Here is a 22,511-nt window from a genome sequence, read left to right on the forward strand (position 1 = left end):
TGGACGGCGAAAGTTGAGGCAGGAGAGGGGATACGATGGACAGCCGGCCGGCGGTCACCGAGTCGCCGATGCGCGGTATTTTGCTGAAATGCCTTTCAGTGGTGGTCTTCGTCGCCATGCAAACGGCGATCAAGGCCGGCGGCGAGGGCATCCCCGCCGGCGAGATCGTATTCTTCCGGTCGTTCTTCGCCCTGGTTCCGGTCGTGCTCTATCTCGCCTGGCTCGGCGATCTGAAAACCGCGCTCAAGACCGACAATCTGCCCGCCCATATCGGCCGGGGACTGATTGGCGTCACGTCGATGGGCCTCGGCTTTTACGCGCTGACCCGGCTGCCCTATCCCGAGTGGATCACCATCACCTACGGCGCGCCGCTGTTGACGGTCGTCTTCGCGGCCGTCTTCCTCAAGGAGGTCGTGCGCCTCTACCGCTGGACCGCCGCAATGGTTGGCCTGGTCGGGATCGTGGTGGTGACGTTGCCGAAGCTCACCCTTGGCGGTGAAGCGATCGACGGCGCGGAAACGATCGGCATCGTCGCGGCCGTCATTTCGGCTGCGGTGGCGGCCGTTGCGATGATCCAGATTCGTCGCCTCGTTCGCACGGAGAAGACAGCGACGATCGTTGTCTATTTCTCGCTGACGTCGTCCGGCATCGCGCTTTTCTCGATCTTTTTTGGATGGGTGCTGCCGACATGGGAACAGGCGGTGCTGCTGATCCTGGCGGGGCTGTGCGGCGGAATCGGGCAGTTGCTGCTGACCTCGGCTTACCGCTTCGCCGATACCTCGACCATCGCGCCGTTTGAATACACCTCGATGCTGCTGGCCATCGCCATCGGCTATTTCGCCTTCGGCGAGGCCGCGAGTTCGGCGACGCTCGTCGGCGCGGCCATCGTGATTTCCGCCGGCATCTTCATCATCTGGCGCGAGCATCAACTGGGGATCGAGCGCTCCAAGGCGCGGCGGGTGACGCCGCCGAGCGGTTGAGAGGGCGCCGGCGACAATCGTCATCTGGCCGTGACATTGGCCCTTTAGGTGAGACCGGAACCAGCGCAAGATGGGCTGTTCTTAACCTTCTGAAAAGGGGTCATCCGATGAATGAACATCTGACGAATAGTGCGATCTTCCGAACCACGCAGCTCGAGGAAGCGGCGGGCGAGGGACACAACCCGACCGACAACCGCACCATGGGCGAGATCATTGCCGCGCGCTTCTCGCGGCGCACGTTCCTGCGCGGCTCGCTTGCCGCGACCGCGATCGCCGCAACGGTGAGCCCTTTGGCGCTCGTCGCCGCCGACGAAGCAAAGGCGCAGGACGCGTCCGGATCGCGCTTCGATTTCACCGAAGTCGAGGCCGGCGTCGACGAAACCCACCATGTCGCCGAGGGCTACGACGCCGACGTGTTATTGCGTTGGGGCGACGGAATCTTTCCCGACTCGCCGGAGTTCGATCCGACGGCCCAGACGCCGGAGGCCCAGAACCGGCAGTTCGGCTACAACAACGATTATGTCGGCTACGTCCCGATCGACGGCTCGTCCGAGCATGGCATCCTCGTCGTCAATCACGAATACACCAACGATCACCTGATGTTCCCGGGGATCGTCAAGGTGGAGGATGACAAGCTCGTCGTCGCCGAAGCCGACGAGAACCAGGTCAATGTCGAGATGGCCGCGCATGGCGGCTCCGTCGTCGAAATCCGCAAGGAGGACGGCAAATGGCGGGTGGTGAAGGACGGCGCCAAGAACCGCAGGATCACCGCCGAGACGGAGATGGAACTTACCGGTCCCGCGGCCGGGGATCCGCGCATGCAGACCAACGCCGACCCGACCGGCCGCAAGGTATTCGGCACGTTCAACAACTGCGCCGGCGGCGTCACCCCCTGGGGCACCTACGTGATGGCCGAGGAGAACTTCCATGGCTACTTCATGGGCGAGCTGCCAGCCGATCACCGCGAGGCCAAGAACTACGAGCGCTACGGCGTGCCGGACGGAACATATGCCTGGGGCAAGTTCCACGACCGCTTCGACGTCTCCAAGGAGCCGAACGAGCCGAACCGCTTCGGCTGGATCGTCGAGGTCGACGTCGAGGATCCCAATTCCGTGCCGAAGAAGCGCACCGCGATGGGGCGCTTCAAGCACGAGGGCGCGGAGTCGATCGTCAATGGGGACGGCCGCGTCGTCTTCTATCTCGGCGACGACGAGCGCTTCGACTATGTCTACAAATTCGTGACCGCGGGCACCTACAACACCGACGATCGCGCCGCCAACATGGATTTGTTGGCTGAGGGCACGCTCTATGTCGCGAAGTTCGCCGAGGACGGCACGGTGGAGTGGTTGCCGCTGACCTTCGGCGAGGGACCGCTCACGGCCGAGAACGGCTTCGAAAGCCAGGCGGACGTGCTCATCGAGACCCGCTTGGCCGCCGATTTGCTCGAGGCGACCAAGATGGATCGCCCGGAGGACATTCAGCCCAACGGCTCCAACGGACGTGTCTATGTGATGTTGACCAACAATACCAAGCGCGAGGAGCCAAACCCGGCCAATCCGCGTGTCGACAATGCCTTCGGCCACATCATCGAGATCGCCGAGGACGGCGGGGACTTCGCTGCGACGACGGGCAAATGGGAAATCCTTCTCAAATGCGGCGATCCCTCCGTCGCCGAGGTCGGCGCGACCTTCTCCACGGAAACCACCAAGAACGGCTGGTTCGGCATGCCGGACAATTGCGCCATTGACAGCGACGGTCGGCTCTGGGTCGCGACCGACGGCATGTCGCCGAAGAAGACCGGGCGCACCGACGGCCTCTTCGCCGTCGACACGGAGGGCGAGGCCCGCGGTACCTCCAAGCTGTTCTTCCGTGTGCCGATCGGTGCGGAGATGTGTGGACCGCTGCTCCTGCCGGACATGCAGACCGCGTTCGTCGCGGTCCAGCATCCGGCGGATGGCGGCGAGGATTGGGAGGGCTTCGGCCGTCCGTCCTACTACGAGGATCCCTCGACCCGCTGGCCGGACTTCAAGGACGACATGCCGGTGCGCCCGTCGTTGATCGCCATCACCAAGCAGGGTGGCGGCAAGATCGCCTGATCGCGTACTTTGCCAAGGTTGAATGGGGGCGTCTCGCGGAGGCCGCCCCCATTCAGTTGGAAGGCAAGAGCTCGGCTTCCTCGGCTTCCGGCGTCACGTCGGCGCGGGGGTCGAGCGCAAAGCTCGTCGGCGTCTGGGTGCGCGCCAAAGGCGTCGTCTGGAAGTCGGGCCGCTCGTCGGCCGGCAGCGAGACCCGGCGGAACGTGCGGTAGAACGCATAGGCGGCATAAAGTGCCGCAGCCGTTCCGATCGACTGGAAGATGCCCCGCGGGCCGAAGGTTTCCATGAGATAGGCGGCGTAGAGCGGCCCGATCATCGTTCCCACGCCATAGAGGATCAACAGACCGCTGGAAATCTTCACGAAGTCCTCGTCGGCCGCATAGTCGTTGGCGTGGGCGACCGCGAGCGAATAGGTCGGGTAGATGATGCCGCCGAGGACGAAGGCGACGACGAAAAGCGCGACGGCCCCGGCGTCGGCGAGATACACTCCCGCCGTCGCCCCCGCGACGCCGATTAGGCCCGCGGCACTCATGACATAGCGCCGGTCGACCTTGTCCGAGATACGTCCGAGCGGCACCTGAAAGACGATGCCTCCAGCCATCGCCGCGACGACGAGGGTGGCGATCTCCGTCGTGGAAAGGCCAGCCTTCTGACCGAAGACCGGCGCCATATTGTTCCAGGCGCCTGAGAGAACGCCGGCCAGCAGCACGCCGAAGAAGGCCACCGGCGAATTGCGGAAGATCAGACGCAGATCGATTTTCACGGTGGTCAGCGGCTTGGGTGACGGTGCCTGCGATAGCGCTGTCGGGATCACCGCCATTGCAAAGAGGATAGCGCCAAGCATGAAGGGAATGGCAAGTTCTGGCTTGCTCAGCGGCATGACGTACTGGCCGCCCATCATCGCTGCCATGGTGACGATCATGTAGACGGAAAAGATCGTTCCGCGGGACTCGTTGGTGACCCGTTCGTTGAGCCAGCTTTCGACGACCATGTAGGTGCCGGCCAGGGCAAAGCCGGCGAGCGCCCGGAAGAAAATCCAGGCGACAGGATTGATGACGATGGCGCACAAGAGGATCGAAATCGCCAGGAGGGCGGCGAGGCTCGAGAAGGAGCGCACATGTCCGGCCCGGCGCACGATCAGCGGCATGACAAAGCATCCCAGCGTGAAGGCGATGGCGTAGCTGGTTCCGAAGGCGCCGATTTGATAGCTCGACCAGCCTTCGATCGAACCGCGAACCGGCAGCAGGATGCCCATCAGACCGGCTCCCGCCATCAGGAAGAAGGTCGAGAGAAGCAGCGAGACGATCGGCAGGATCTGGACGGGCATGGGGTTGGCCTTGGCTCAAGATGTCGGCGGGGCAGCTTGTGGGTGCCATGTTTCGGCGCGACAGCTAGGCCTCTGAGAGTGATTTGGCGAGAGGGATTTGCGACACCAGCCGCGACATTTGTCAGACGACGCTCAGTTGGGGGCGGATTTTGCAGCGAGCCGCGTCTTCAGCGCCATGAGGTCGCGCCAGGCGAGGCGCTTTTGCGCCGGCTGGCGTAAGAGATAGGCGGGGTGCAGCATCGCCGTCGCGTCGATCGCCTCATCCGCTTCGATTCCGAAGCTGTAGGTCGTCCATTGCCCGCGGATGCGCAGAATACCTTCTTGCGAGCCGAGGATCGCCTTGGAGGCGGGCGAGCCGAGGCAGACGAGGAGCTTCGGCCGCACCAACTCGATATGGCGCTGCACGAAGGGCAGGCAGATCTGCGTCTCGGCGGGTGTCGGCGGCCGGTTTCCGGGCGGACGCCAAGGCACGGTATTGGTCACGCGGACGGCTTCGCGCTCCAGCCCGATCGCCGCCAGCATCCGGTTGAGAAGCTGGCCTGAGCGGCCGACGAAGGGAACACCCGCCGCGTCCTCCTCCCGTCCCGGTGCTTCTCCCACGAACATCACGTCGGCGGTTTCGCTGCCGTCGCCGAAGACGATCGACTTCGCGGTGATGCGCAGATTGCAGCCGTCAAAATCCGCAAGCGCCGCCTGAAGCTCGGCGAGGTTGGCCGCCGAACGAGCGCGTTCGCGAGCGTCGGCAACGGCGATGTCGTCCGGCACGGCGACGCGCGAGGTCGGAAAGGCGGCGCTGTCAGACGGGCCCGCTATTGGCTTTGCGGTGGGCGCGGGCGCATGCGAGGGATCGGCGGAGGCCGGCCGGGCTGATGGACTTGCATTGCGCGCGCGTCTCGCCTCGATCTCGGCTTGGGTCTCGGCGAAACGGTCGCGCGGCCGCTCTTCCAGAACGACGTCGATCCCGGCCGCGCGATACCATTCCAGTAGCGCGATGGCGGCGTGGCTGGCGGTCGATTGAATCTCGGCGCTCATGGCGTCTTCCTAGCCCATTCCGGCACGCGGCGCGATGGCTGCCCGGAATCTTGCGCGCGTGCTTTCAATGGCCGACGGTCTGGGAAAACAGGTTGATGACGATGATGCCCGCGAGGATCAGGGCCACGCCGACGAAGCCGGCGAAATCGATCGACAGCCGAAACCAGAACAGGTCGATGAATGCCAGGAGCACGATTCCGGTGCCGGACCAGATGGCATAGACGATGCCGACCGGCAGGGTGCGAAGCGGCAGCGACAGGAAATAAAAGGCCAGCACATAGGCGCCGACCGTCACCAGCGACGGCACCAGGCGGGTGAAGCCGAAGGACGATTTCAAGGCTGTCGTCCCGATGATTTCGCAGACGATCGCGACACTCAGATAGAGAAAATTCAAATCCGCCCCCCCCCGGCGCGCTCGACATCCTCTGTCTAGCACCGCCCCGCGCGCTTCGGTCAAGCGGTGCGACGGAGCCCGATAGGCCATCGCATCACCGGATTGACGTTAAGGTCGATCACGATAGAACTCTCGTCCGAACACGCGGGAGCGCTAGTGTAGCGCAAAATAGTGCGGTCGTGGCCATGCGGCCGGGTCGATCGGCGGGAACCGGGACAAGGGATGAGACGATGAGCGAAGCCGAAACTCTGCCCGAACGGGAATCGATGGAGTTCGACGTGGTCATCGTCGGAGCCGGTCCGGCGGGACTGGCGGCGGCCATTCGTCTGAAGCAGATCGACCCCGACCTGACGGTGGTGGTTCTGGAAAAGGGCGCGGAAGTCGGCGCGCACATTCTGTCCGGCAACGTCCTCGATCCGTCGGCACTGGATCGCCTGCTGCCGGAATGGCGCGCGGAAGATACGCCCATCAAGACGGAAGTGACCGAAGATCGGTTCTATTTCTACGGCCCGCAGGGCTCGATCCGCCTGCCGAATGTCCTGATGCCGAAGCTGATGGGCAATCACGGCAATTTCGTCGTCTCGCTCGGCCTCGTCTGCAAATGGATGGCGGAAAAAGCCGAAGCCTTCGGCGTCGAGATTTATCCGGGCTTCGCCGCCTCCGAGATTCTTTATGACGAGTCGAATGCGGTGATCGGCGTGGCGACCGGCGACATGGGCGTGACACGCGAGGGCGAACAGGGATCGAGTTATCAGCGCGGCATGGCGCTGATGGGCAAATACGTGATGATCGGCGAGGGCGTCCGCGGTTCGCTCGCCAAGCAGCTGATCAAGGCTTATGGGCTCGACGAGGGACGCGAGCCGCAAAAGTTCGGCATCGGTCTCAAGGAGCTCTGGGAGATCGAGCCGTCGAAGTCGAAGCCCGGCCGCGTACAGCACTCCTTCGGCTGGCCGCTCGACGGCGGTACCGGGGGCGGATCGTTCCTCTACCATCTCGGCGACAATCAGGTTTACGTCGGCTTCGTCATGCACCTGAACTACAAGAATCCGTATCTCTCGCCCTTCGAGGAATTCCAGCAGTTCAAGACCCACGCCGACGTGGCCAAGCTGCTCGAGGGCGGCAAGCGCATCGCCTATGGCGCCCGCGCGATCACCGAGGGCGGCTGGCAGTCGGTGCCGAAGCTCGTGTTCCCGGGCGGCGCGCTGATCGGCTGCTCGGCCGGCTTCGTCAACGTGCCGCGCATCAAGGGTGCCCACAACGCCATGAGTTCGGGCATGCTGGCGGCGGAAAAGGCGGCCGAGGCGATCAAGGCGGGCCGTTCGCATGACCGGCTGGCGGCCTACGAGGACGAGTGGCGGACCTCACCGATCGGCAAGGACCTGAAGCCGGTCCGGAACGTCAAGCCGCTCTGGTCGAAATACGGCACGATGCTCGGCATCGCGCTCGGCGGTCTCGACATGTGGACGAATTCGCTCTTCGGCTTTTCCCTGTTTGGCACGCAGAAGCACGGCAAGCCGGATTACGCCTGCCTGGAACCGGCGGACAAGCACGAAAAGATCGCCTATCCCAAACCCGATGGCGTCCTCACCTTCGACAAGGTCTCCTCGGTCTATCTGTCCAACACCAATCACGAGGAGGACCAGCCGGTCCATCTTCAGGTGAAGGACCCGGCGCTGCAGCACTCGTCCGAATGGGCGGTCTATGCCGGCCCGTCGCAGCGCTATTGTCCGGCCGGCGTCTATGAATGGGTGGAGGAGAACGGCGCCGAAAAATTCGTGATCAACGCCCAGAACTGCGTCCACTGCAAGACCTGCGACATCAAGGACCCCAACCAGAACATCAACTGGGTCCCGCCCCAGGGCGGCGAGGGGCCGGTCTATCAGGTGATGTGAGACTTATTGGCGTTCGACGATTGTAGACGTGGCATCGGCTCCCGAAGTGTTGCCCGCGACACCGAATGTCACCAGCAGCGGCAGATGATCCGAGCCGGTCGCCGGCTGCCGCCCGACACTGATGATCTTCACGCCCGGCGAGACGAGAACGTTGTCGATCGGCAGGCCGGCATAGGGCGCGAGCCAGCCGGTGAGCGGCCGGAACAACCAGCTGGGCCCGACATTCGGCACGATCCCGGTGCCGCTCGCGGCGGCGTAGGTTCTCAGCGCCGCGCTCCAGGGTGCTGCGTTGAAATCGCCGGCAATGAGGACGGGCGTCCCGAGCCGGCGGAGCCGTCGGAGACGATCCTGCAGCCGTTCGAGCTGCCGCCACTGCCCTCCCGGCCAGGGCCAGGTCAGATGTTGGGTGGCAATGGTGAGCGCCTGGCCGTTGAAATCGACGGTTCGGCTGGCAAATGTGCCGGGACGGTCGCAATCGCCCGGCTCGTCGGTTGCGAAGGGCCGACGCGACAGGATCACGACATCGAAATAGGCGCGAGGACCAGTGCAATCGAACCGGTAGGGATATCGCGCGGAGAGGGATTGCAGCAGCGGCCGCCACTTTTTTCGCGCCTCCTGCAGGGTCACGACGTCGGGCGAAAGTTCCCCGATGAGCCGGATCGCCGCCGTGCGATCGGTGGCGCTCCAGCGCAGGTTCATCTGCAGTAAGGTGTAGCGCGCCGGTGCCGCGATGGCTTTGCCTGGAGACGATGCGGGCAGCATCGCCGGATAGACCGAAAAAAAACCGAACGCACCGAGGATGATCGCCGCCAGACCCGTCGTGACAGGTCGGATGACAAGGAGCGCAAGCCCGGCGAGCAACAAGAGCGCGGCCAGATGCGCGCGAAAGTGGGCCAGCGAATCGAAGAACGGCACGATGTCGCCGAAATAGCCGCTGGCGAACGCCAACGCCGCAGCGAGCGCAAGCGCCTGCGCAAAGGCGCGGCTGATGCGGCGCCGGTCGGAAGGGCGGGGGTTCGACACGGCGCCGCCTACTGGAACGCGGTCTCGAAGAACGAGCGCAGCTTGCGCGAATGCACCCGTTCTGAGGGCAGCTCCGACATCAGTTCGAGCGCACGCATGCCGATCCGCAGATGCTGCGAGACCTGCCGCTTGTAGAATTCCGTCGCCATACCGGGGAGCTTCAGTTCGCCATGCAGCGGCTTGTCGGAGACGCAGAGCAGGGTGCCGTAGGGAACGCGGAAACGAAAACCGTTCGCCGCGATCGTCGCCGATTCCATGTCGAGGGCGATGGCCCGAGACTGCGACAGGCGTTCCACCGGTTCCTTGTGATCGCGCAATTCCCAATTGCGGTTGTCGATGGTCGCGACAGTCCCGGTCCGCATGATCTTCTTCAACTCGTAGCCTGACAGGCCGGTGACCTCCTCCACCGCTCGCTCCAGCGCCACCTGTACCTCGGCGAGCGCCGGGATCGGCACCCACAGCGGCAGATCGGCGTCGAGGACGTGGTCCTCACGCACATAGGCATGGGCAAGGACGTAGTCGCCGAGTTCCTGGCTGTTGCGCAATCCCGCGCAGTGTCCGAGCATCAGCCAGGCATGCGGCCGCAAGACCGCGATGTGGTCGGTGATGGTCTTGGCGTTCGAGGGGCCGACGCCGATATTGACCATGGTGATGCCGTGGCCGTCGTCGCGTTTCAGGTGATAGGCCGGCATCTGCGGCAGCCGAAGCGGCGCCATGCCTTCGCTCGGCTCGCGCGTGCCGGCCGGGGTGACGACGTTGCCGGGCTCGACGAAGGCGGTATAGCCGCCGCCACCTTCCGCCATCATCTCGCGCGCCAGCATGCAGAACTCGTCGACATAGAACTGGTAGTTGGTGAACAGGACGAAGTTCTGAAAGTGCTCCGGTCTGGTCGCGGTATAATGCGAAAGCCGGTGCAGCGAATAGTCGACCCGTTGCGCGGTGAACGGTGCGAGCGGTAGCGCCTCGCCGTCCCGCGGCTCGAAATTGCCGTTGACGATCCGGTCGTCGGTCGCCTCCAGGTCGGGCACGTCGAAGATATCGCGCAAGGGGCGATCGAGTTTCTCGGCCAACCCTCCATCGACGTAGGAGCCTTCACTGAAGGCGAAGTGCAACGGGATCGGCGTGGTCGAATCGCCGACCGTGACGGGCTGACCGTGATTGCGGATCAAAAGGTCGACCTGCTCGACGAGATAGCGCTCGAACAGATCGGGACGGGTGATCGTCGCGGCATAGCGGCCGGGCCGCGGGACATGGCCGAAGGCGAGCCGGGAATCGACCCTCGCGTGGGTCGCCGTCGTCAGCGAGATTTCGGGATAGTAGGCGCGGTAACGCTTGCCCCCGCGGCCCTTCTCTAAAACGCTATCGAATGTGTCGGACAGAAACCCGACCGACCGGTCGTAAAGCCGGGTCAGTTCGGCCACGGCCTCACCCGCGTCGTTGAAGGGCCGTTGCCGCGCGGGCTCGGGGGTCTGGAAATCGGGATCGGCCGGCAACGGAAAGGGCTTGGTCATGCCCTTGTTTAGCTCGCCGGCATGGCGCGGAGAAGACGAGCGGGCTTAAAATTTCGCCCGCGTTGTGACCGGATCGCGTTCAAGCGGACAGACGATTCCGTTCCGGTAGCCGCAATCGCTTCCCGCCACCGAGGCAAAGGCGCTGCCGGGGCGGTTCACGGAGTTCTGGGCCAGAAAACTGAAGCTCACCCCAAAGAGCGCGATTAGCGCGGTGATGATTGTCAATCGCGTCATCATGGCGTCGTCCTAAACGATTTTTCCCATGTTTGCACGGGCTGCCTGAACCGAAGCTGACGAAAAACGCCGGGCCGGACGCCGATGATGAACGCTGCGTTGGATGGAATTCAGCTTTGCGCTTCGCCTTCGCGGCCCTAGGTCGGTGGTCACGCCAACTCGCGATGACAGGAATTTCTGCGATGCCGACCCAGTCCGATCCGATCAAGCTGTATTACTGGCCGACGCCAAACGGCTGGAAAATCTCCATCATGCTGGAGGAACTCGGCCTCCCCTACGATATCGAATACGTCAATATCGGCGCGGGCGACCAGTTCAAGCCGGAATTCCTGGCAATCGCGCCGAACAACCGGATGCCGGCGATCGTCGATCCGGAGGGGCCGGATGGCGCGCCGATCTCGGTGTTCGAGTCCGGCGCGATCCTGCAATATCTCGGCCGCAAGTTCGGCAAATTCTATCCGAGCGAGGAACGGGCCCGGGTCGCGGTCGAGGAATGGCTGTTCTGGCAGGTCGGCGGCCTCGGGCCGATGGCGGGCCAAGCCCATCACTTTCGCAATTACGCGCCCGAGAAGATCGCCTACGGAATCGACCGCTACACCAACGAGGTGAACCGGCTCTACGGGGTGATGAATCGACGCCTGAAGGACAACGACTATCTCGGCGGCGCCGATTATTCGATCGCCGACATGGCGGCGATCGGCTGGGTGGTGCCCTACAAGAACCAGGGTCAGGATCTGGAACAGTTTCCCGATCTCAGGCGCTGGTTCGATGTCGTCAAATCGCGCCCGGCGGTTTCCAAGGGTTTGGACATCGGCAAGGCGGAACGCGAGAAGATGAACCTGGCCACCGACAGCAACGCCCAGAGCGTCCTGTTCGGTCAACGCGCCCGCGCCTGACGCGGGATGACAATGGCGCCGCGTTGTTCTCGGTCAGACAGGAACCTCGACCCGCAAACTGCGGCGGGTTGGTTCACGAAAAGCCGCGCCGGCGGTCTCAGACGCGGACCCAGATTTGCGTCTTGCAGAAGATCTTCAATGCGCAGCCGGTCAGCTTCAGCCGTCCACCCTCCACGCGCGCCTTGCCGTTATAGGTCCGGTCCTCGCGGGGATCGGTGACGGTGCCGACATATTCCACGCCGGCCCCGGACATCTGCCCGACCGACTTGCCCTTGTGCTCGCCGGTAATGACCTGAGCGCAGTAGGCGTTGCCGCACGACGTCACCTTGACGATGCCGCCCCCCGGCGCGCGCCATTTTCCGACGATCGGCTCGGCCGAGAGCGTCGGCGACGTGATGGCCGCGATAGCGGTGATGGCAAGGAGTAGCTGGCGCATGCTCTGTTCCTGTTCGCTGGGACGTCCCCGCGCGAACAGTAGGGTCGGATTTGGGCAGCACGGTGGCCCGGCTTGGGTGCGCCGCATGGCGCGCCGAGCGCATCGTGAGAGTTTCCAGCAGGCGGTCGCTGTCAAAGACGGTTGAGGTTCTGCGACCGGCAGAACAGGCCGCCGAGCACGCAGCCCGAAATCGACAGCGTGTTGCCGGAAAGGTTGCCCTTGCCGGAATATTGCTTGCCGCCCTTGGTGTAATCGGTCACCGAGCCGGCATATTGGCCGCCGCCCTTGGGCTGCATTTGGCCGAAGGTTTTGCCCTTGTAGGGGCCGTTCGTATAGGTCAAGCAAAAAGCGCTGCCGCAGGGCGCGATCCTGGCGTCATAGCCGGACGGCATCCGCCATTTGCCCTCGATCGGATCGGCGTTTGCGACGCCGGCCATGGCGAGGCCGAAGCACGCTGCCGCAAGGAATACGCATCTCATTTCTTCCTCCCACGGGAACGACCGGACGATCGACCGTCGCCCGCCTATATTCCCTTGACGTAAGCGTAATTGAAACGCGGAAAATCGCAAGTGGCATGTTCGGGCCCCAAACAGCCGGGAAAGCCGCGCCGGGCGCTGGCCCTTGTGGCAACGCGGTTAGCGTCCGGTAAAGCCGAGGCCCGCGCGATTTGAGTCGATTATCGATATTGCCCGTTCATTTCAAATCGTTACCGCATATGAGGGCGGCTTTTCCGTCGGCGACGTTTAAGTCTAATTAAGCTCGAACTTTAATCGCCTTTTCAGTCGTGCCGGTCATTCTGACGCCATCGGACAGCAGCCCGATCAATAGCGACAGGGACGCAAAGACAATGGCTCGCATCGACTTCCAGAACTACTCCGAACCGACGGTCAACGGTGCCGCGTTCGTCGACGCCGACATCCTCCTCGACCTCGGCATGCGGGCGGCCTCGGGCCGCGACGGCGCAGTAAATTTCATCGCCGCCCACATGTATTTCAACCTGGCCGACCGCAAGGGCGCCGAAGATGCCGCCTTCCATCGCCAGGATATCGCCGGACAGATGTCGAAGTCGGAGATCGCGGCCGCGTTGCGCGCCGCCCGCGAATGGCTGACCGTGCATTAGAGTGCCGTGCGCCCAGTCGGGTGCATAAAGGACACGCCAATACGGCGATTGAGCATCGGAACGACCCGACGCCGGATTCCGCGTTTTGGTCCGATGCTCTGGGCTTCGAGATCGACCGCGACGTCAGGCCGCCTTGGGCGCGCCGACTTCTGCGATCGCGCCCGCAAGGGCCGTCTCGAACAGTGCCAGATCCTCATCCCGTCCGACCGTGACGCGGATCATCCGATCGAGCGGAGCCACACCCGGCATCCGGATAAAGACGCCGCGGCGGATCACCGCCTCGAGCAGCGTGCTCGCATAGTCGCCATCGCCGCCGCAATCGATGGCGACGAAATTGGTGGCCGAGGGCAGGGGGCGAAGCCCGGCCCGTAGCGCGATGTCGGCCAGCCGGGCCCTCGCGGAGATGATCTTGGCAATCGCCTCCCGCAGATAATCCTGATCTTTCAACGCCGCCAATGCCCCGGCTTGCGCCACGCGCGACACGCCGAAATGGTTGCGCACCTTGTCGAACTGACCGACCGTGTCCGGCTGGCCGATCGCGTAGGCAATCCGCATGCCGGCCATGCCGTAGGCTTTGGAGAAGGTGCGAAATCGCAGGAGATTGGGTCGCATCAACGTGACCGGGGGCAGCGATGAAGCGGGAGCGAAGTCGCAATACGCCTCGTCGAGCACGAGGATCGTCTCTTCCGGTAGCTCCGTGATCAGGCGCTCCACCGCAGCGGCCTCGTGCCAGGAGCCGGTCGGATTGTCCGGGTTGGCGAGATAGACGAGCTTCGGACGCAGCGCCTTGGCCCGCTCGACCAGGCCGTCGATATCCTCATGATCGTCCGCCCGGTAGGGGACGAAGTCGACTGATGCGCCGTAGCCGATGGCATGATAGTTGAAGGTCGGATAGGCGCCGCGCGACGTCACGACCACATCGCCGGGCCCGCAGGTCAGCCGCACAAGATAGCCAAGCAGACCGTCTATGCCTTCGCCGACCGTGACGTTCTCGAAGCCGATGCCGAGATGGCCGGCGAGCGCCTGTTTGAGCTCGAAGTTCTCCGGGTCGCCGTAGGCCCAGCTCCCGTGCGCCGCTTCGGCCATGGCCGCGACCGCGTTCGGCGACGGGCCGAAGACGTTTTCGTTGGCGCCGAGCCTCGCCTTGAACGGCACGCCGGTGCGGCGCTCGATCGCCTCCGGGCCGACGAAGGGGACGGTGGCGGGAAGCGATCGGGCGAGGGAGGTGAAGAGTGGCATGGCGATCCAGATCAAGGGCTAAGCGCACAAAGCGGAATCAATTGGCTACCGGGGTCGCTGTGATTTTGATTCAACGCGGCGGTCGCCTGTCGCTCCGTCCGTTGCGGCGGCGTTCTCGTATCACTCGGTATCGACGCGTTCGAGCCCCTTGGCGAAGCGTCGTGCGTTGGCGACATAATGCTCGGCTGCGGCCTCGAGCCCGGCGACCGCTGCGTCATCGAGTATGCGCGCCACCTTGGCCGGCGCGCCGACGATCAGGGAATTGTCGGGAAACTCCTTGCCCTCGGTAACCAACGCGTTGGCGCCGACGATCGAGTTCTTGCCGATCCGGGCGCCGTTGAGGACCGTCGCGCCCATGCCGATCAGCGAATTCTCGCCGATGGTGCAGCCATGGACGATGGCGCCGTGGCCGATCGTGCAGCCGGCGCCGATGGTCAGCGGAAAGCCGGGGTCACTGTGCAGCGTACAATTGTCCTGGATGTTGGTGTTCTCGCCGATCGTCATCCATTCATTGTCGCCGCGCAGCACCGAGCCGAACCAGATATTGGCATTTCTGCCGAGGCGCACCCGTCCGATGACATGGGCGCCTGGCGCAACGAAGAACTCGCTGTCGGGCGAGGTTTCGGGGCGGTCGCCGTCGAGTGCGTAAAGGGGCATCAGCAAATTCCTCCGGTTGCGGCGGCGAAATTGCGTCAGGCCCGAATGGGAATCAAGCGTCTGTCCGGTGATCGGTCATTCGGAGACGGCCTTAAGCATCGCTTTGGTGACGGACTGGCGCGCGGAGCCATAGTCCGCCCATGGGTCGGTCGCTTCCAGCCGTTCCAGCACAGCATCAATGTCGAAGCCATTGGCTGCGTCGAGTGTCTCCAGTTCGTCCCAGCCGACGGGTGTTGCCACGGGCGCCCCCGCGCGCGAGCGTGTGGAGTAAGGAGCGATGGCCGTCGCGCCGCGCTCGTTGCGCAGCCAGTCGATGAAAATCCGGCCCTTACGCTTGGCCTTGGACATGGTGGCGACGAAACGCTCCGGCTCGGTGTTGGCCTGTGTCTGGGCAAAGCCCTTGGCGAACGCCTTCAACTCCGTCCAGCCCTGCCGTCGTTCAAGCGGCACGACCACATGCACGCCCTTGCCGCCGGTGACCATGGCAAAGCTCTGGAGGCCGAGACCGGCGAGCCGGTCGCGAAGGTCGAAAGCCGCCGCCTTCACGTCCGCAAAGCCCAGGCCTTCGTCCGGGTCGAGGTCGAAGACCAGCCGGTCGGGCTTTTCCAGCAGATCGTTGCGCGCGCCCCAGATGTGGAATTCCAGCGTTCCCATCTGCACCGCGCCGACAAGCGCGGCGGCGTCTGGCAGGGTCAGATAGTCGGCGGTGCCGCCGTCCTTTTCGGGGACCGCTACCGTCTTCACCGCATCCGGGAAGCCGCCGGTGTCGTGCTTCTGGAAGAAGCAGTGCTTGTTGCGGCCCTGCGGACACCGCACCAGCGAGACCGGGCGATTGCCGGCATGGTCGAGCATGCGGTCCGCTGCTGCTTCATAGTAACGCGCCAGATCGAGCTTGGTCACGCCCTGGCTGTCATAGACTACGCGATCCGGACTGGTGAGCCGGACACCGGCGACGGTAACGGGCGCGCCATCGGAGCGCCGGGAGGCGGATGGGCTTCCCGTGCTCCTTTCCGCGTTCGCCGGCTTCGCGCCCGCGGATTTCATCTGCCTGGGAAGCTCGTCGGTCACGGCCTTGGCCTCCTTGTCGTCGCGCAAGCCCTTGAACACGCCGTGGCGGATGTGGCCGTCGGCGGTGAATTCGGCGAAGTCGATCTCCGCAACGAGCGTCGGCATGACGAAACGGGCGTCGCGCCTGACGTCCTTCGGCAGCGTATCGAAGGGGGAGGTCTTGCGCGAGAGGCTGTCGAATCGCTCTGCAAGGTCTGTCAGCGTGGTTTGGTCGAAGCCGGAGCCGACTCGCCCGCGATAGCGCAGCGTCTTGCCCTCCATGACGCCGACAAGGATCGAGGAGAAGGCACGATCCTTCTTGTCCGATGGCGACCAGCCGCCGACGACGAATTCCTGCCGGCGCGTGCATTTGACCTTCAGCCAGGACTTGCCGCGCCCGGACCGGTAGGGCGCGTCGGCGCGCTTGGCGACGATGCCCTCGTGGCCGGCTCCGCAAATCGTCTCCAACACCGCCGGGCCGTTGCCCGACACGTGCTCGCTATAAAGAAGCAGATCGGTGGGCGTACGATCCAGCAGCGCCTTCAGTGCGGCCTTGCGCTCGGTGAGCGGCCGCCTGGTCAGATCCTTGCCGTCCAGGCGCAGCAGGTCGAAGCAGAAGCAGGCGAGGGGACCGCTCTCGCCGAGGTGCCGTTGCAGGGTCGAGAAATCCGTCTTGCCATTATCGTCGAATGCGACGATCTCCCCATCGATCAGGGCATTGCCGCAATCGAGCCCCTTCGCGGCCTCGCCGATCGGCCCGAACTTGTCGGTCCAGTCCTTTTCGTTGCGGGTCCAGCACCGCACCTGCCCCTTGCCGACCGCGATGATGACCCGGTAGCCATCATATTTCATCTCGTGCAGCCATCCATCGCCCTCGGGCGCGGCGTCGACCAGCGTGGCCAGTTGCGGGGGATGGAAACGCGGCAGCGGCAGCGAGGCGGTGGATCCTTCTCCCCCCTTTGCCTTGGCCGGCTTCTTGGTCCCGGTTCGGCTGGACTTGGCGGCGGGCTCGCCGGGCCGCCGGGTTTCGGCCCAGCTTTCGTCACCCTTGGCGATCGCCGCCATGGTGAGGCCGGTCTTGACGCTCTTGTCGGCGCTGAGAAGGTTGCGGCGCCGGTCCACCGCCTCGTCCTTTTCCTTTATCAGCAGCCAGTTCTCCCGCGTCTCCTTGCCGCGCGGCTTCATGCGCACCAGTGCCCAGTTGCCCCGCATCCGCTCGCCGGCAAGGCGCATCTTCAGGCTGCCCTTCTCGAAACCCTTTTCGGGGTCCTCCAGTGGCTCCCACGAACCCTGGTCCCATAGCATGACGGTGCCGCCGCCATATTGGCCCTTGGGGATGGTGCCCTCGAAGGTCCCGTAGTCCATCGGGTGATCCTCGGTCCGGACTGCCAGGCGCTTGTCGGCGGGGTCGAGGCTCGGCCCCTTGGTCACAGCCCAGCTTTTCAGGACGCCGTCCCATTCGATGCGGAAATCGTAGTGGAGCCGCGTCGCGTCGTGCTTCTGCACGCAGAAGAACAAGGCGCCATCGCCGGTGTGCGGCGCCGACGATCCGGCGGGCTCGCGGGTCTTGGAAAAATCGCGCTTCTGGCGGTAGGTGCCGAGGAGATCGTCGCCCTTCACCGCCATCGCGTCGACCGTCAGGCGCTCTTGCGCCGGCTGGGCGGGGCCTTGGTCGCCGGCTTGGCGCTCTTCGCGGATTTGCCCGACGTGGCGGCGCGAGACTTCGTGGTCCGTGCCTTGGCGGATGGCTTGCGATTTTCCGCCGCGCCAGCCTTCGACCCGGCGGAGCCACCGTCGCCCTCGAGGCTCTTTTTCAACGTCGCCATCAGGTCGACGACGTTGCTGCCCTTGTTGGACGGCGCCGGCTCGTCTTCCTCGATCGCGATCGTCGCCTTGCCGCCTTTTTTCCGCTTTTCGGCGATCAGCTTCTTCAGCGCGTCGGTGTAGTGGTTCTTGAAAGCGGATGCGTCGAAGGGCGCGGATTTCTTGGCGATCAGCTGGGCGGCGACGTCGAGCAGGTCTTCATCCGTCTCCGCGTCGGAAATGTCGGAAAAGATGGAATCGGATTTGCGGACCTCGTCCTCGTAGTGCAGCGTCTCGAGCAGGAGGCCGTTGCCGCACGGGCGAAGGGCGATGAGGTACTCCTTGCCGCGCAACGAGAGTTGGCCGAGCCCGGTCTTCTGCGACTGGCGTAGCGCGTCACGCACCACCCGGAACGCATCCTCGGCGAGTTCGTCCTGCGGTACGACGTAATAGGGTTTGTTGAAATAGAGCGGCGGGATGGAGCAGGTATCAACGAACTGGACGAGCTCCAGCGTCTTTTTCGTCTCCAGCTTGACGTCCTCGATCTCCTCGTCGGTCAGGAGAACATATTCGTCCTTGGCGATCTCGTAGCCTTTGACGATGTCGTCCTTGTCGATCGGACCGATCCCGTCCACGACCTTGTCGTAATGAATGCGCTTGCCGCTCTCGCGGTGGATCTGGCGGAAGCTGATCGACGCACCGGTCTGGGTGGCCGAGAACATTTCGACGGGGATCGAGACAAGCGACAGACGTATCTGCCCTTTCCAAACGGGGCGTGGCGCCATTTTTTTAACTCCGGACATGATGACTGCCGCTACGGGAGACAGAACGGCGTGAAGGCCCGACTCGTTCCGGCGAGCAGTCAGCATTCCCGCGCCGCCCGGCAGGCGTCCCGAGGACCTGAAAAATCGGGGGCGCGTTTCGTCCCCTCTTGCCAAGGGCATGCGCGCGGTTAAGCAGGGACCATCGATGAATCAGCCAAGGCACCGCCCTTGATCCGGATCCTTCACACCGCCGACTGGCAGATCGGCAAGCCGTTCGGCACGTTCGAGCCCGACCGCCGGGGTGAACTGCGCGCCGAGCGTTTCGCCGCCGTCGCGCGCATCGCCGCGCTGGCCGAGGAGCGCGGTTGCGACGCGGTGCTCGTCGCCGGCGACGCCTTCGACAACAATGACGCCAGCGATCGCGACCTGAACCGCACGCTTGACGCCATGGCCGGTTTCCGGGGTCCATGGGTGATGTTGCCCGGCAATCATGATGCCGCGTTGAGCGTGTCGGTCTGGACGCGCCTGCGCCGGCTGACGACCAAGGCGACGATCATGATCGCGGATCGCCCCGAGCCGGCGGTTCTGAAGGGCGGGGCGCTCGTCATCTTCCCGGCGCCGCTGATCCGCCGCCGCGAGGGGGCCGATCTCACCGAATGGTTCGATCACGCGGCAACGCCCTCCCATGCAGTGCGCGTCGGCCTTGCCCATGGCGCGGTGCTCAACCGGCTGCCGGAAAAGGCCGAAGCCGGCAATCCCATCGCCGACGACCGGGCCCACAGGGCAAAGCTCGACTATCTGGCGCTCGGCGACTGGCATGGCTTCGTCGAGATCGCGCCGCGCACGGTCTATGCCGGGACCCCGGAGCCGGACCGCTATCCCGCCAATGCGCCAGGTCACGTCGCGATCGTTGAGATCGACGCGCCGGGCGTTGCGCCGCGGATCGAACGGGTCCGCACTGCGCGTTTCGACTGGCGGTCGATGGATGTGCGGCTCGACGGCGGCATCGGCGCGCTCGACGAAGCGCTCGCGACATTGGCGCGTCCGGGCGAGACACTGCTAAACCTGACGCTGTCCGGCAGCCTGTCGCTGCGCGAGCGGGTGCGGCTCGACGAGGCGCTCGCAGACTGGCGCGCGCGCCTTTTCGATCTGCGCCTGTCGGACGATGGCCTTCTGGACGAGCCGGACGAGGAGGATCTCGACCATATCGACGTCGGTGGATTCGTGCGCGTGGCGATCGAACGGCTGCGGGCGAAGGGCACTGATCCGCAGGACCCCGAGCGCGCGGCGGCCAAGCTGGCGCTGCGGATGGCCTATGTCGAACACCGGCGCCTCGCGTCGGGGAACGGCTGAGCGATGTATCTGAGATCGTTGAAACTGACGGATTTTGCCGGTGTCGGCTCGGTCAATCTGCCGAATTTCGAGCCAGGGCTCAATGTCGTGGTCGGCGACAACGAAGCCGGCAAATCGACACTGTTGACCGCGCTTCGGGCGGCCTTCTTCCAAAAACATCGCGCCGGCGGCGAGGCGGTGAAGATGCTGGCGCCCTACAATCGCCAGGCGCGGCCGGAAGTCGCGGTGGAATTCGATATCGACGGCACCGCCTACACGCTTCGCAAGGCATTCGTCCAGCGCCCGTCGGCGGATCTGTCCTGGCCGGGCGGAAGCCTGTCCGGCGATGCGGTGGAAGAGCGGCTGGCCGAGTTGTTCCGCTTTTCCCATCCCGGCCGCGGCGATTCCAAGCTCAGCGAGCATCAGGGTGCGTTCGGGCTTCTCTGGGTCGAGCAAGGGCGCTCGACCGGCGGCCTCGATATCGGCGTCGGCAAGGATGCCGTCACCGCCTCGCTGGAAGGGGAGGTGGGCCATATCCTCGGCGGTGAGCGTGGCCGCTCGCTGCTCGCCGCGACGAAGGCACTGCAGGACCGCTTCTTCACCGATACGCTGCGCGTGGCGTCGGCCTCGCCGATCCGCGCGGCGGAAGAGCGGCGCGAGGAACTGCGCACGGAACTCAAGGCTAAGCTGGCCCTTCGCGCTGATTACGACGAGAAGCTCGACCGGTTGCGGCGCCGGCGCGAAACGCTTCAGTCCTACGAGCGCGACGACGCGATCGCCAAGGCGGAAGCCGCGGTCGAGGCGGCGGAAACCGCCTCCCGGGCCGCCGAGATGCTCGACCGGGAACGCGGCGAAGCCGAACGCGAGCTTCGTCACGCGCTTGCCAAGCGCGACGGCGCCGCCGAAATCCTGCGCCGGCGCGACAAACTGATCCAGGCGAGCGCGAACGCGTCGCAGGCGGCCGAGGCAATCGCCGCTTCCCTTGCTGCGCTGCGTACGCGGGCGGTCGAGGAGCGCTCGGAGGTCGCGCGGCTCGAATCGCGGCGTGCCGAAGCCAAGGCCGCCGCCGATCAGGCCGAAGCGGCGGACGAGGCGATTCAGCTTCGAGCCGAGCTGTCGCGCAAGCAGGAAGAGCTGGCCAAGGCTCGCGAGCGGATCGAAACCGCGCGCGCGATCGAGGAGCAGCTTTCCGAATTGCGCCACGCCGCGACTGGGGCCGGCCTCGATCAAAAGGCGCTGGCGGCGATCGAGGCGGCGGAGCAATCGCGCCGCGAGGCAGCGATTCGGTTGTCCGTCGCCGCGCCGAAACTGTGGTTGGAGCCGGCTGCCGGTAAGGCTGTGCTGGACGACACCGGGCGGGCGGTGGAGACCGAAGGATCGATCGATATCACCGGCCGCAGCGTTTTCGATCTGGAAGGTTTCGGCCGGATCGTCATCGAGCCCGGCGCCGATGCCGGCGCCATGGCTCGTGATGCAGCCACGGCCGAGGCCGCATTCGCCACGCTGCTCTCCCGACACGGGGTTGCCTCGCTGGACGAGGCGCGGCGGCGCGTTCAGGCGGCCGAGGAGCGGCGGATCGCGGCGGAGACCCTGAAGGCGCGGCTCGAGGCCATCCTGCCCGAAGGCCTATCCGAGGCTGCCGCCGCGCTCGAGCTTCACGAAGGCGAGGTCGTCCAGCGTCGTGCGGCGACGGGAGCACTCGCCGAGGAAGACCAGACGAAGGCCGATCCAGCGGCAAGTCGGGCGACTCGCCGGGCCGCAAGGGCTCTGCTGGAGGCCGCGGATACCGAGCTCGACGCTATGCGCCGTCGGGCGGCCGGGTCTTCCGACAAATTGGCGACGGCGGAGGGGGAAGACGGGTTCCGCCAGGCAGAAGCCGAGCGGCTGCGGAACGAGCATCTCGAGGCCGAAGCGAAGCGGAGCCGGGCGGCGCTGGCGGAAGATCTCGCCGCCGCCGAAGTCGAGCGGACCGCGAAGGCCGTGGTCCTCGATCAGCGTCAACGCGAATTGGCCGACGTCGATCCCGAAACCGTGACCTTGACCCTTCAATCCAAGCGCCGGGCACTGATCGAGATTCGCCGGCAGGTCGTGGCCCTGCGCGAGGAAGCGGCGGCGCTGGAAGGCGAACTCGGCGGCCACGGGCTGATCGCTCTTGGCGAGGACATCGATCGGATGGCGGGCGAGGTGACTGTCCTCGAGCGGCGGCTGGGCCGCCTTCGGCTTGAGGCCGAGGCTTCAAAACTGCTGCATGCGACGCTGCTAACGGCCCAGCGCGAGGCGCGCGAACACTGGCTGGGACCGATCAAGACGCAGGTGGCTCCCTATCTGCGGCTGATCCACCCGGGAACCGAGATCGAGTTCGACGAGACGACGCTGGAAATTCGGGGGCTGCATCGCGCCGGGGTCGAGGAACACTTCCAACGCCTTTCGGCCGGAGCGCGCGAGCAAGTGGCCGTGGTCACCCGAATCGCGCTGGCGCAGGTGCTGAAAAAGGGCGGCCACCCGACGACGGTGATTCTCGACGATGCGCTGGTCAATACGGACGAAAAACGCCTGGAGCGCATGCATCTTGTGCTGCAAAAGGCCGCGGCGGAGCTGCAGATCATCGTTCTGACCTGCCGCGAACGCGATTTCCGCGGACTGGGGGCGCCGCTCTTCCGAATCTGAGGCCGCAAACGGGCCATTTCGGCCGCTTCGCCGTCTGATGGAGCTGTTCTGCGCTTTTTTC

Annotated in this window: 19 protein-coding genes; 7 read left to right on the top strand and 12 right to left on the bottom strand. The window is 64.9% G+C overall.

Annotated features, from left to right (window positions below; translation table 11 throughout):
- The first annotated feature begins 35 nt into the window (after positions 1-35).
- Together ING15_RS11175 and ING15_RS11180 are read left to right on the top strand one after the other, a co-directional pair.
- A complete protein-coding gene (locus ING15_RS11175; protein WP_232845699.1) occupies positions 36-980 on the top strand; it encodes a DMT family transporter in 945 nt (314 codons plus the stop codon).
- 107 nt (positions 981-1,087) lie between these two features.
- On the top strand, positions 1,088-3,076 hold the full coding sequence (locus ING15_RS11180; protein WP_206454885.1) for a PhoX family protein: 1,989 nt from the start codon (positions 1,088-1,090) through the stop codon (positions 3,074-3,076).
- A gap of 52 nt (positions 3,077-3,128) precedes the next feature.
- On the opposite strand, the gene ING15_RS11185 is transcribed toward ING15_RS11180, so the two are convergent.
- The 3 genes from ING15_RS11185 to ING15_RS11195 all read right to left on the bottom strand — a co-directional run bounded on the left by ING15_RS11185 (position 3,129) and on the right by ING15_RS11195 (position 5,829).
- A complete protein-coding gene (locus ING15_RS11185) occupies positions 3,129-4,403 on the bottom strand; it encodes an MFS transporter (RefSeq protein WP_206454886.1) in 1,275 nt (424 codons plus the stop codon).
- A 132-nt stretch (positions 4,404-4,535) separates the two neighbouring features.
- Complete coding sequence (locus ING15_RS11190) at positions 4,536-5,435, bottom strand: uracil-DNA glycosylase (protein ID WP_206454887.1); 900 nt, start codon at positions 5,433-5,435, stop codon at positions 4,536-4,538.
- 64 nt (positions 5,436-5,499) lie between these two features.
- Entirely contained in the window at positions 5,500-5,829 is a 330-nt protein-coding gene (locus ING15_RS11195; protein WP_232845700.1) for a DMT family transporter, read from the bottom strand.
- Positions 5,830-6,059: 230 nt separating this feature from the next.
- On the opposite strand from ING15_RS11195, the gene ING15_RS11200 reads away from it, so the two are divergent.
- Positions 6,060-7,721: an electron transfer flavoprotein-ubiquinone oxidoreductase gene (locus ING15_RS11200; RefSeq protein WP_206454889.1), complete on the top strand. Its 1,662-nt coding sequence runs from the start codon at positions 6,060-6,062 to the stop codon at positions 7,719-7,721.
- Positions 7,722-7,724: 3 nt separating this feature from the next.
- On the opposite strand, the gene ING15_RS11205 is transcribed toward ING15_RS11200, so the two are convergent.
- From ING15_RS11205 to ING15_RS11215, 3 genes are read right to left on the bottom strand one after another with little or no spacing between them, the layout of a single operon-like run.
- Entirely contained in the window at positions 7,725-8,744 is a 1,020-nt protein-coding gene (locus ING15_RS11205) for an endonuclease/exonuclease/phosphatase family protein (protein WP_206454890.1), read from the bottom strand.
- Positions 8,745-8,752: 8 nt separating this feature from the next.
- Positions 8,753-10,255, bottom strand: coding sequence for an AMP nucleosidase (locus ING15_RS11210; RefSeq protein ID WP_206454891.1), 1,503 nt, complete (start codon positions 10,253-10,255; stop codon positions 8,753-8,755).
- A gap of 45 nt (positions 10,256-10,300) precedes the next feature.
- Positions 10,301-10,492 carry a hypothetical protein gene (locus ING15_RS11215; RefSeq protein WP_206454892.1) on the bottom strand — a complete coding sequence of 64 codons (192 nt, stop codon included), beginning with the start codon at positions 10,490-10,492 and terminating at the stop codon, positions 10,301-10,303.
- Positions 10,493-10,671: 179 nt separating this feature from the next.
- On the opposite strand from ING15_RS11215, the gene ING15_RS11220 reads away from it, so the two are divergent.
- A complete protein-coding gene (locus tag ING15_RS11220) occupies positions 10,672-11,385 on the top strand; it encodes a glutathione S-transferase N-terminal domain-containing protein (protein WP_206454893.1) in 714 nt (237 codons plus the stop codon).
- Between the two features lie 97 nt (positions 11,386-11,482).
- Here ING15_RS11220 and ING15_RS11225 read toward each other — a convergent pair whose 3' ends face one another.
- Together ING15_RS11225 and ING15_RS11230 are read right to left on the bottom strand one after the other, a co-directional pair.
- Complete coding sequence (locus ING15_RS11225) at positions 11,483-11,821, bottom strand: DUF2147 domain-containing protein (RefSeq protein WP_206454894.1); 339 nt, start codon at positions 11,819-11,821, stop codon at positions 11,483-11,485.
- Positions 11,822-11,952: 131 nt separating this feature from the next.
- Positions 11,953-12,300, bottom strand: a complete 348-nt coding sequence (locus ING15_RS11230) for a DUF2147 domain-containing protein (protein WP_206454895.1) — start codon at positions 12,298-12,300, stop codon at positions 11,953-11,955.
- A 368-nt stretch (positions 12,301-12,668) separates the two neighbouring features.
- On the opposite strand from ING15_RS11230, the gene ING15_RS11235 reads away from it, so the two are divergent.
- The gene (locus ING15_RS11235; RefSeq protein ID WP_210348859.1) at positions 12,669-12,941 is read left to right on the top strand and encodes a sel1 repeat family protein; all 273 of its coding nucleotides are present in this window, start codon (positions 12,669-12,671) and stop codon (positions 12,939-12,941) included.
- A gap of 123 nt (positions 12,942-13,064) precedes the next feature.
- Here the strand turns inward: ING15_RS11235 and ING15_RS11240 are convergent, their stop codons facing one another.
- From ING15_RS11240 to ku, 4 genes are all read right to left on the bottom strand, one after another.
- Complete coding sequence (locus tag ING15_RS11240; protein ID WP_206454896.1) at positions 13,065-14,180, bottom strand: pyridoxal phosphate-dependent aminotransferase; 1,116 nt, start codon at positions 14,178-14,180, stop codon at positions 13,065-13,067.
- Positions 14,181-14,300: 120 nt separating this feature from the next.
- Positions 14,301-14,837, bottom strand: coding sequence for a gamma carbonic anhydrase family protein (locus tag ING15_RS11245; RefSeq protein WP_206454897.1), 537 nt, complete (start codon positions 14,835-14,837; stop codon positions 14,301-14,303).
- A gap of 75 nt (positions 14,838-14,912) precedes the next feature.
- Positions 14,913-17,510, bottom strand: a complete 2,598-nt coding sequence (gene ligD / locus ING15_RS11250; protein WP_206454898.1) for a DNA ligase D — start codon at positions 17,508-17,510, stop codon at positions 14,913-14,915.
- Positions 17,511-17,521: 11 nt separating this feature from the next.
- Complete coding sequence (gene ku, locus ING15_RS11255) at positions 17,522-18,472, bottom strand: non-homologous end joining protein Ku (protein WP_206454899.1); 951 nt, start codon at positions 18,470-18,472, stop codon at positions 17,522-17,524.
- 207 nt (positions 18,473-18,679) lie between these two features.
- Here ku and ING15_RS11260 point away from each other — a divergent pair, with 207 nt between their 5' ends.
- Both ING15_RS11260 and ING15_RS11265 read left to right on the top strand, forming a co-directional pair.
- A complete protein-coding gene (locus ING15_RS11260) occupies positions 18,680-19,804 on the top strand; it encodes a metallophosphoesterase family protein (protein WP_210348860.1) in 1,125 nt (374 codons plus the stop codon).
- A 3-nt stretch (positions 19,805-19,807) separates the two neighbouring features.
- Positions 19,808-22,450: an AAA family ATPase gene (locus tag ING15_RS11265; protein ID WP_206454900.1), complete on the top strand. Its 2,643-nt coding sequence runs from the start codon at positions 19,808-19,810 to the stop codon at positions 22,448-22,450.
- Positions 22,451-22,511: the final 61 nt, after the last annotated feature.

This window comes from Aurantimonas marina (assembly GCF_017183135.1).
GTDB classification, from domain to species: domain Bacteria; phylum Pseudomonadota; class Alphaproteobacteria; order Rhizobiales; family Rhizobiaceae; genus Aurantimonas; species Aurantimonas marina.

What these genes read in the sequence shown, in the direction of transcription:
- ING15_RS11175 (WP_232845699.1), top strand. Translation starts at nt 36, where the DNA reads ATGGACAGCCGGCCGGCGGTCACCGAGTCGCCGATGCGCGGTATTTTG.
- ING15_RS11180 (WP_206454885.1), top strand. Translation starts at nt 1,088, where the DNA reads ATGAATGAACATCTGACGAATAGTGCGATCTTCCGAACCACGCAGCTC.
- ING15_RS11185 (WP_206454886.1), bottom strand. Translation starts at nt 4,403, where the DNA reads ATGCCCGTCCAGATCCTGCCGATCGTCTCGCTGCTTCTCTCGACCTTC.
- ING15_RS11190 (WP_206454887.1), bottom strand. Translation starts at nt 5,435, where the DNA reads ATGAGCGCCGAGATTCAATCGACCGCCAGCCACGCCGCCATCGCGCTA.
- ING15_RS11200 (WP_206454889.1), top strand. Translation starts at nt 6,060, where the DNA reads ATGAGCGAAGCCGAAACTCTGCCCGAACGGGAATCGATGGAGTTCGAC.
- ING15_RS11210 (WP_206454891.1), bottom strand. Translation starts at nt 10,255, where the DNA reads ATGACCAAGCCCTTTCCGTTGCCGGCCGATCCCGATTTCCAGACCCCC.
- ING15_RS11215 (WP_206454892.1), bottom strand. Translation starts at nt 10,492, where the DNA reads ATGATGACGCGATTGACAATCATCACCGCGCTAATCGCGCTCTTTGGG.
- ING15_RS11220 (WP_206454893.1), top strand. Translation starts at nt 10,672, where the DNA reads ATGCCGACCCAGTCCGATCCGATCAAGCTGTATTACTGGCCGACGCCA.
- ING15_RS11225 (WP_206454894.1), bottom strand. Translation starts at nt 11,821, where the DNA reads ATGCGCCAGCTACTCCTTGCCATCACCGCTATCGCGGCCATCACGTCG.
- ING15_RS11230 (WP_206454895.1), bottom strand. Translation starts at nt 12,300, where the DNA reads ATGAGATGCGTATTCCTTGCGGCAGCGTGCTTCGGCCTCGCCATGGCC.
- ING15_RS11235 (WP_210348859.1), top strand. Translation starts at nt 12,669, where the DNA reads ATGGCTCGCATCGACTTCCAGAACTACTCCGAACCGACGGTCAACGGT.
- ING15_RS11240 (WP_206454896.1), bottom strand. Translation starts at nt 14,180, where the DNA reads ATGCCACTCTTCACCTCCCTCGCCCGATCGCTTCCCGCCACCGTCCCC.
- ING15_RS11245 (WP_206454897.1), bottom strand. Translation starts at nt 14,837, where the DNA reads ATGCCCCTTTACGCACTCGACGGCGACCGCCCCGAAACCTCGCCCGAC.
- ligD (WP_206454898.1), bottom strand. Translation starts at nt 17,510, where the DNA reads ATGGCGGTGAAGGGCGACGATCTCCTCGGCACCTACCGCCAGAAGCGC.
- ku (WP_206454899.1), bottom strand. Translation starts at nt 18,472, where the DNA reads ATGGCGCCACGCCCCGTTTGGAAAGGGCAGATACGTCTGTCGCTTGTC.
- ING15_RS11265 (WP_206454900.1), top strand. Translation starts at nt 19,808, where the DNA reads ATGTATCTGAGATCGTTGAAACTGACGGATTTTGCCGGTGTCGGCTCG.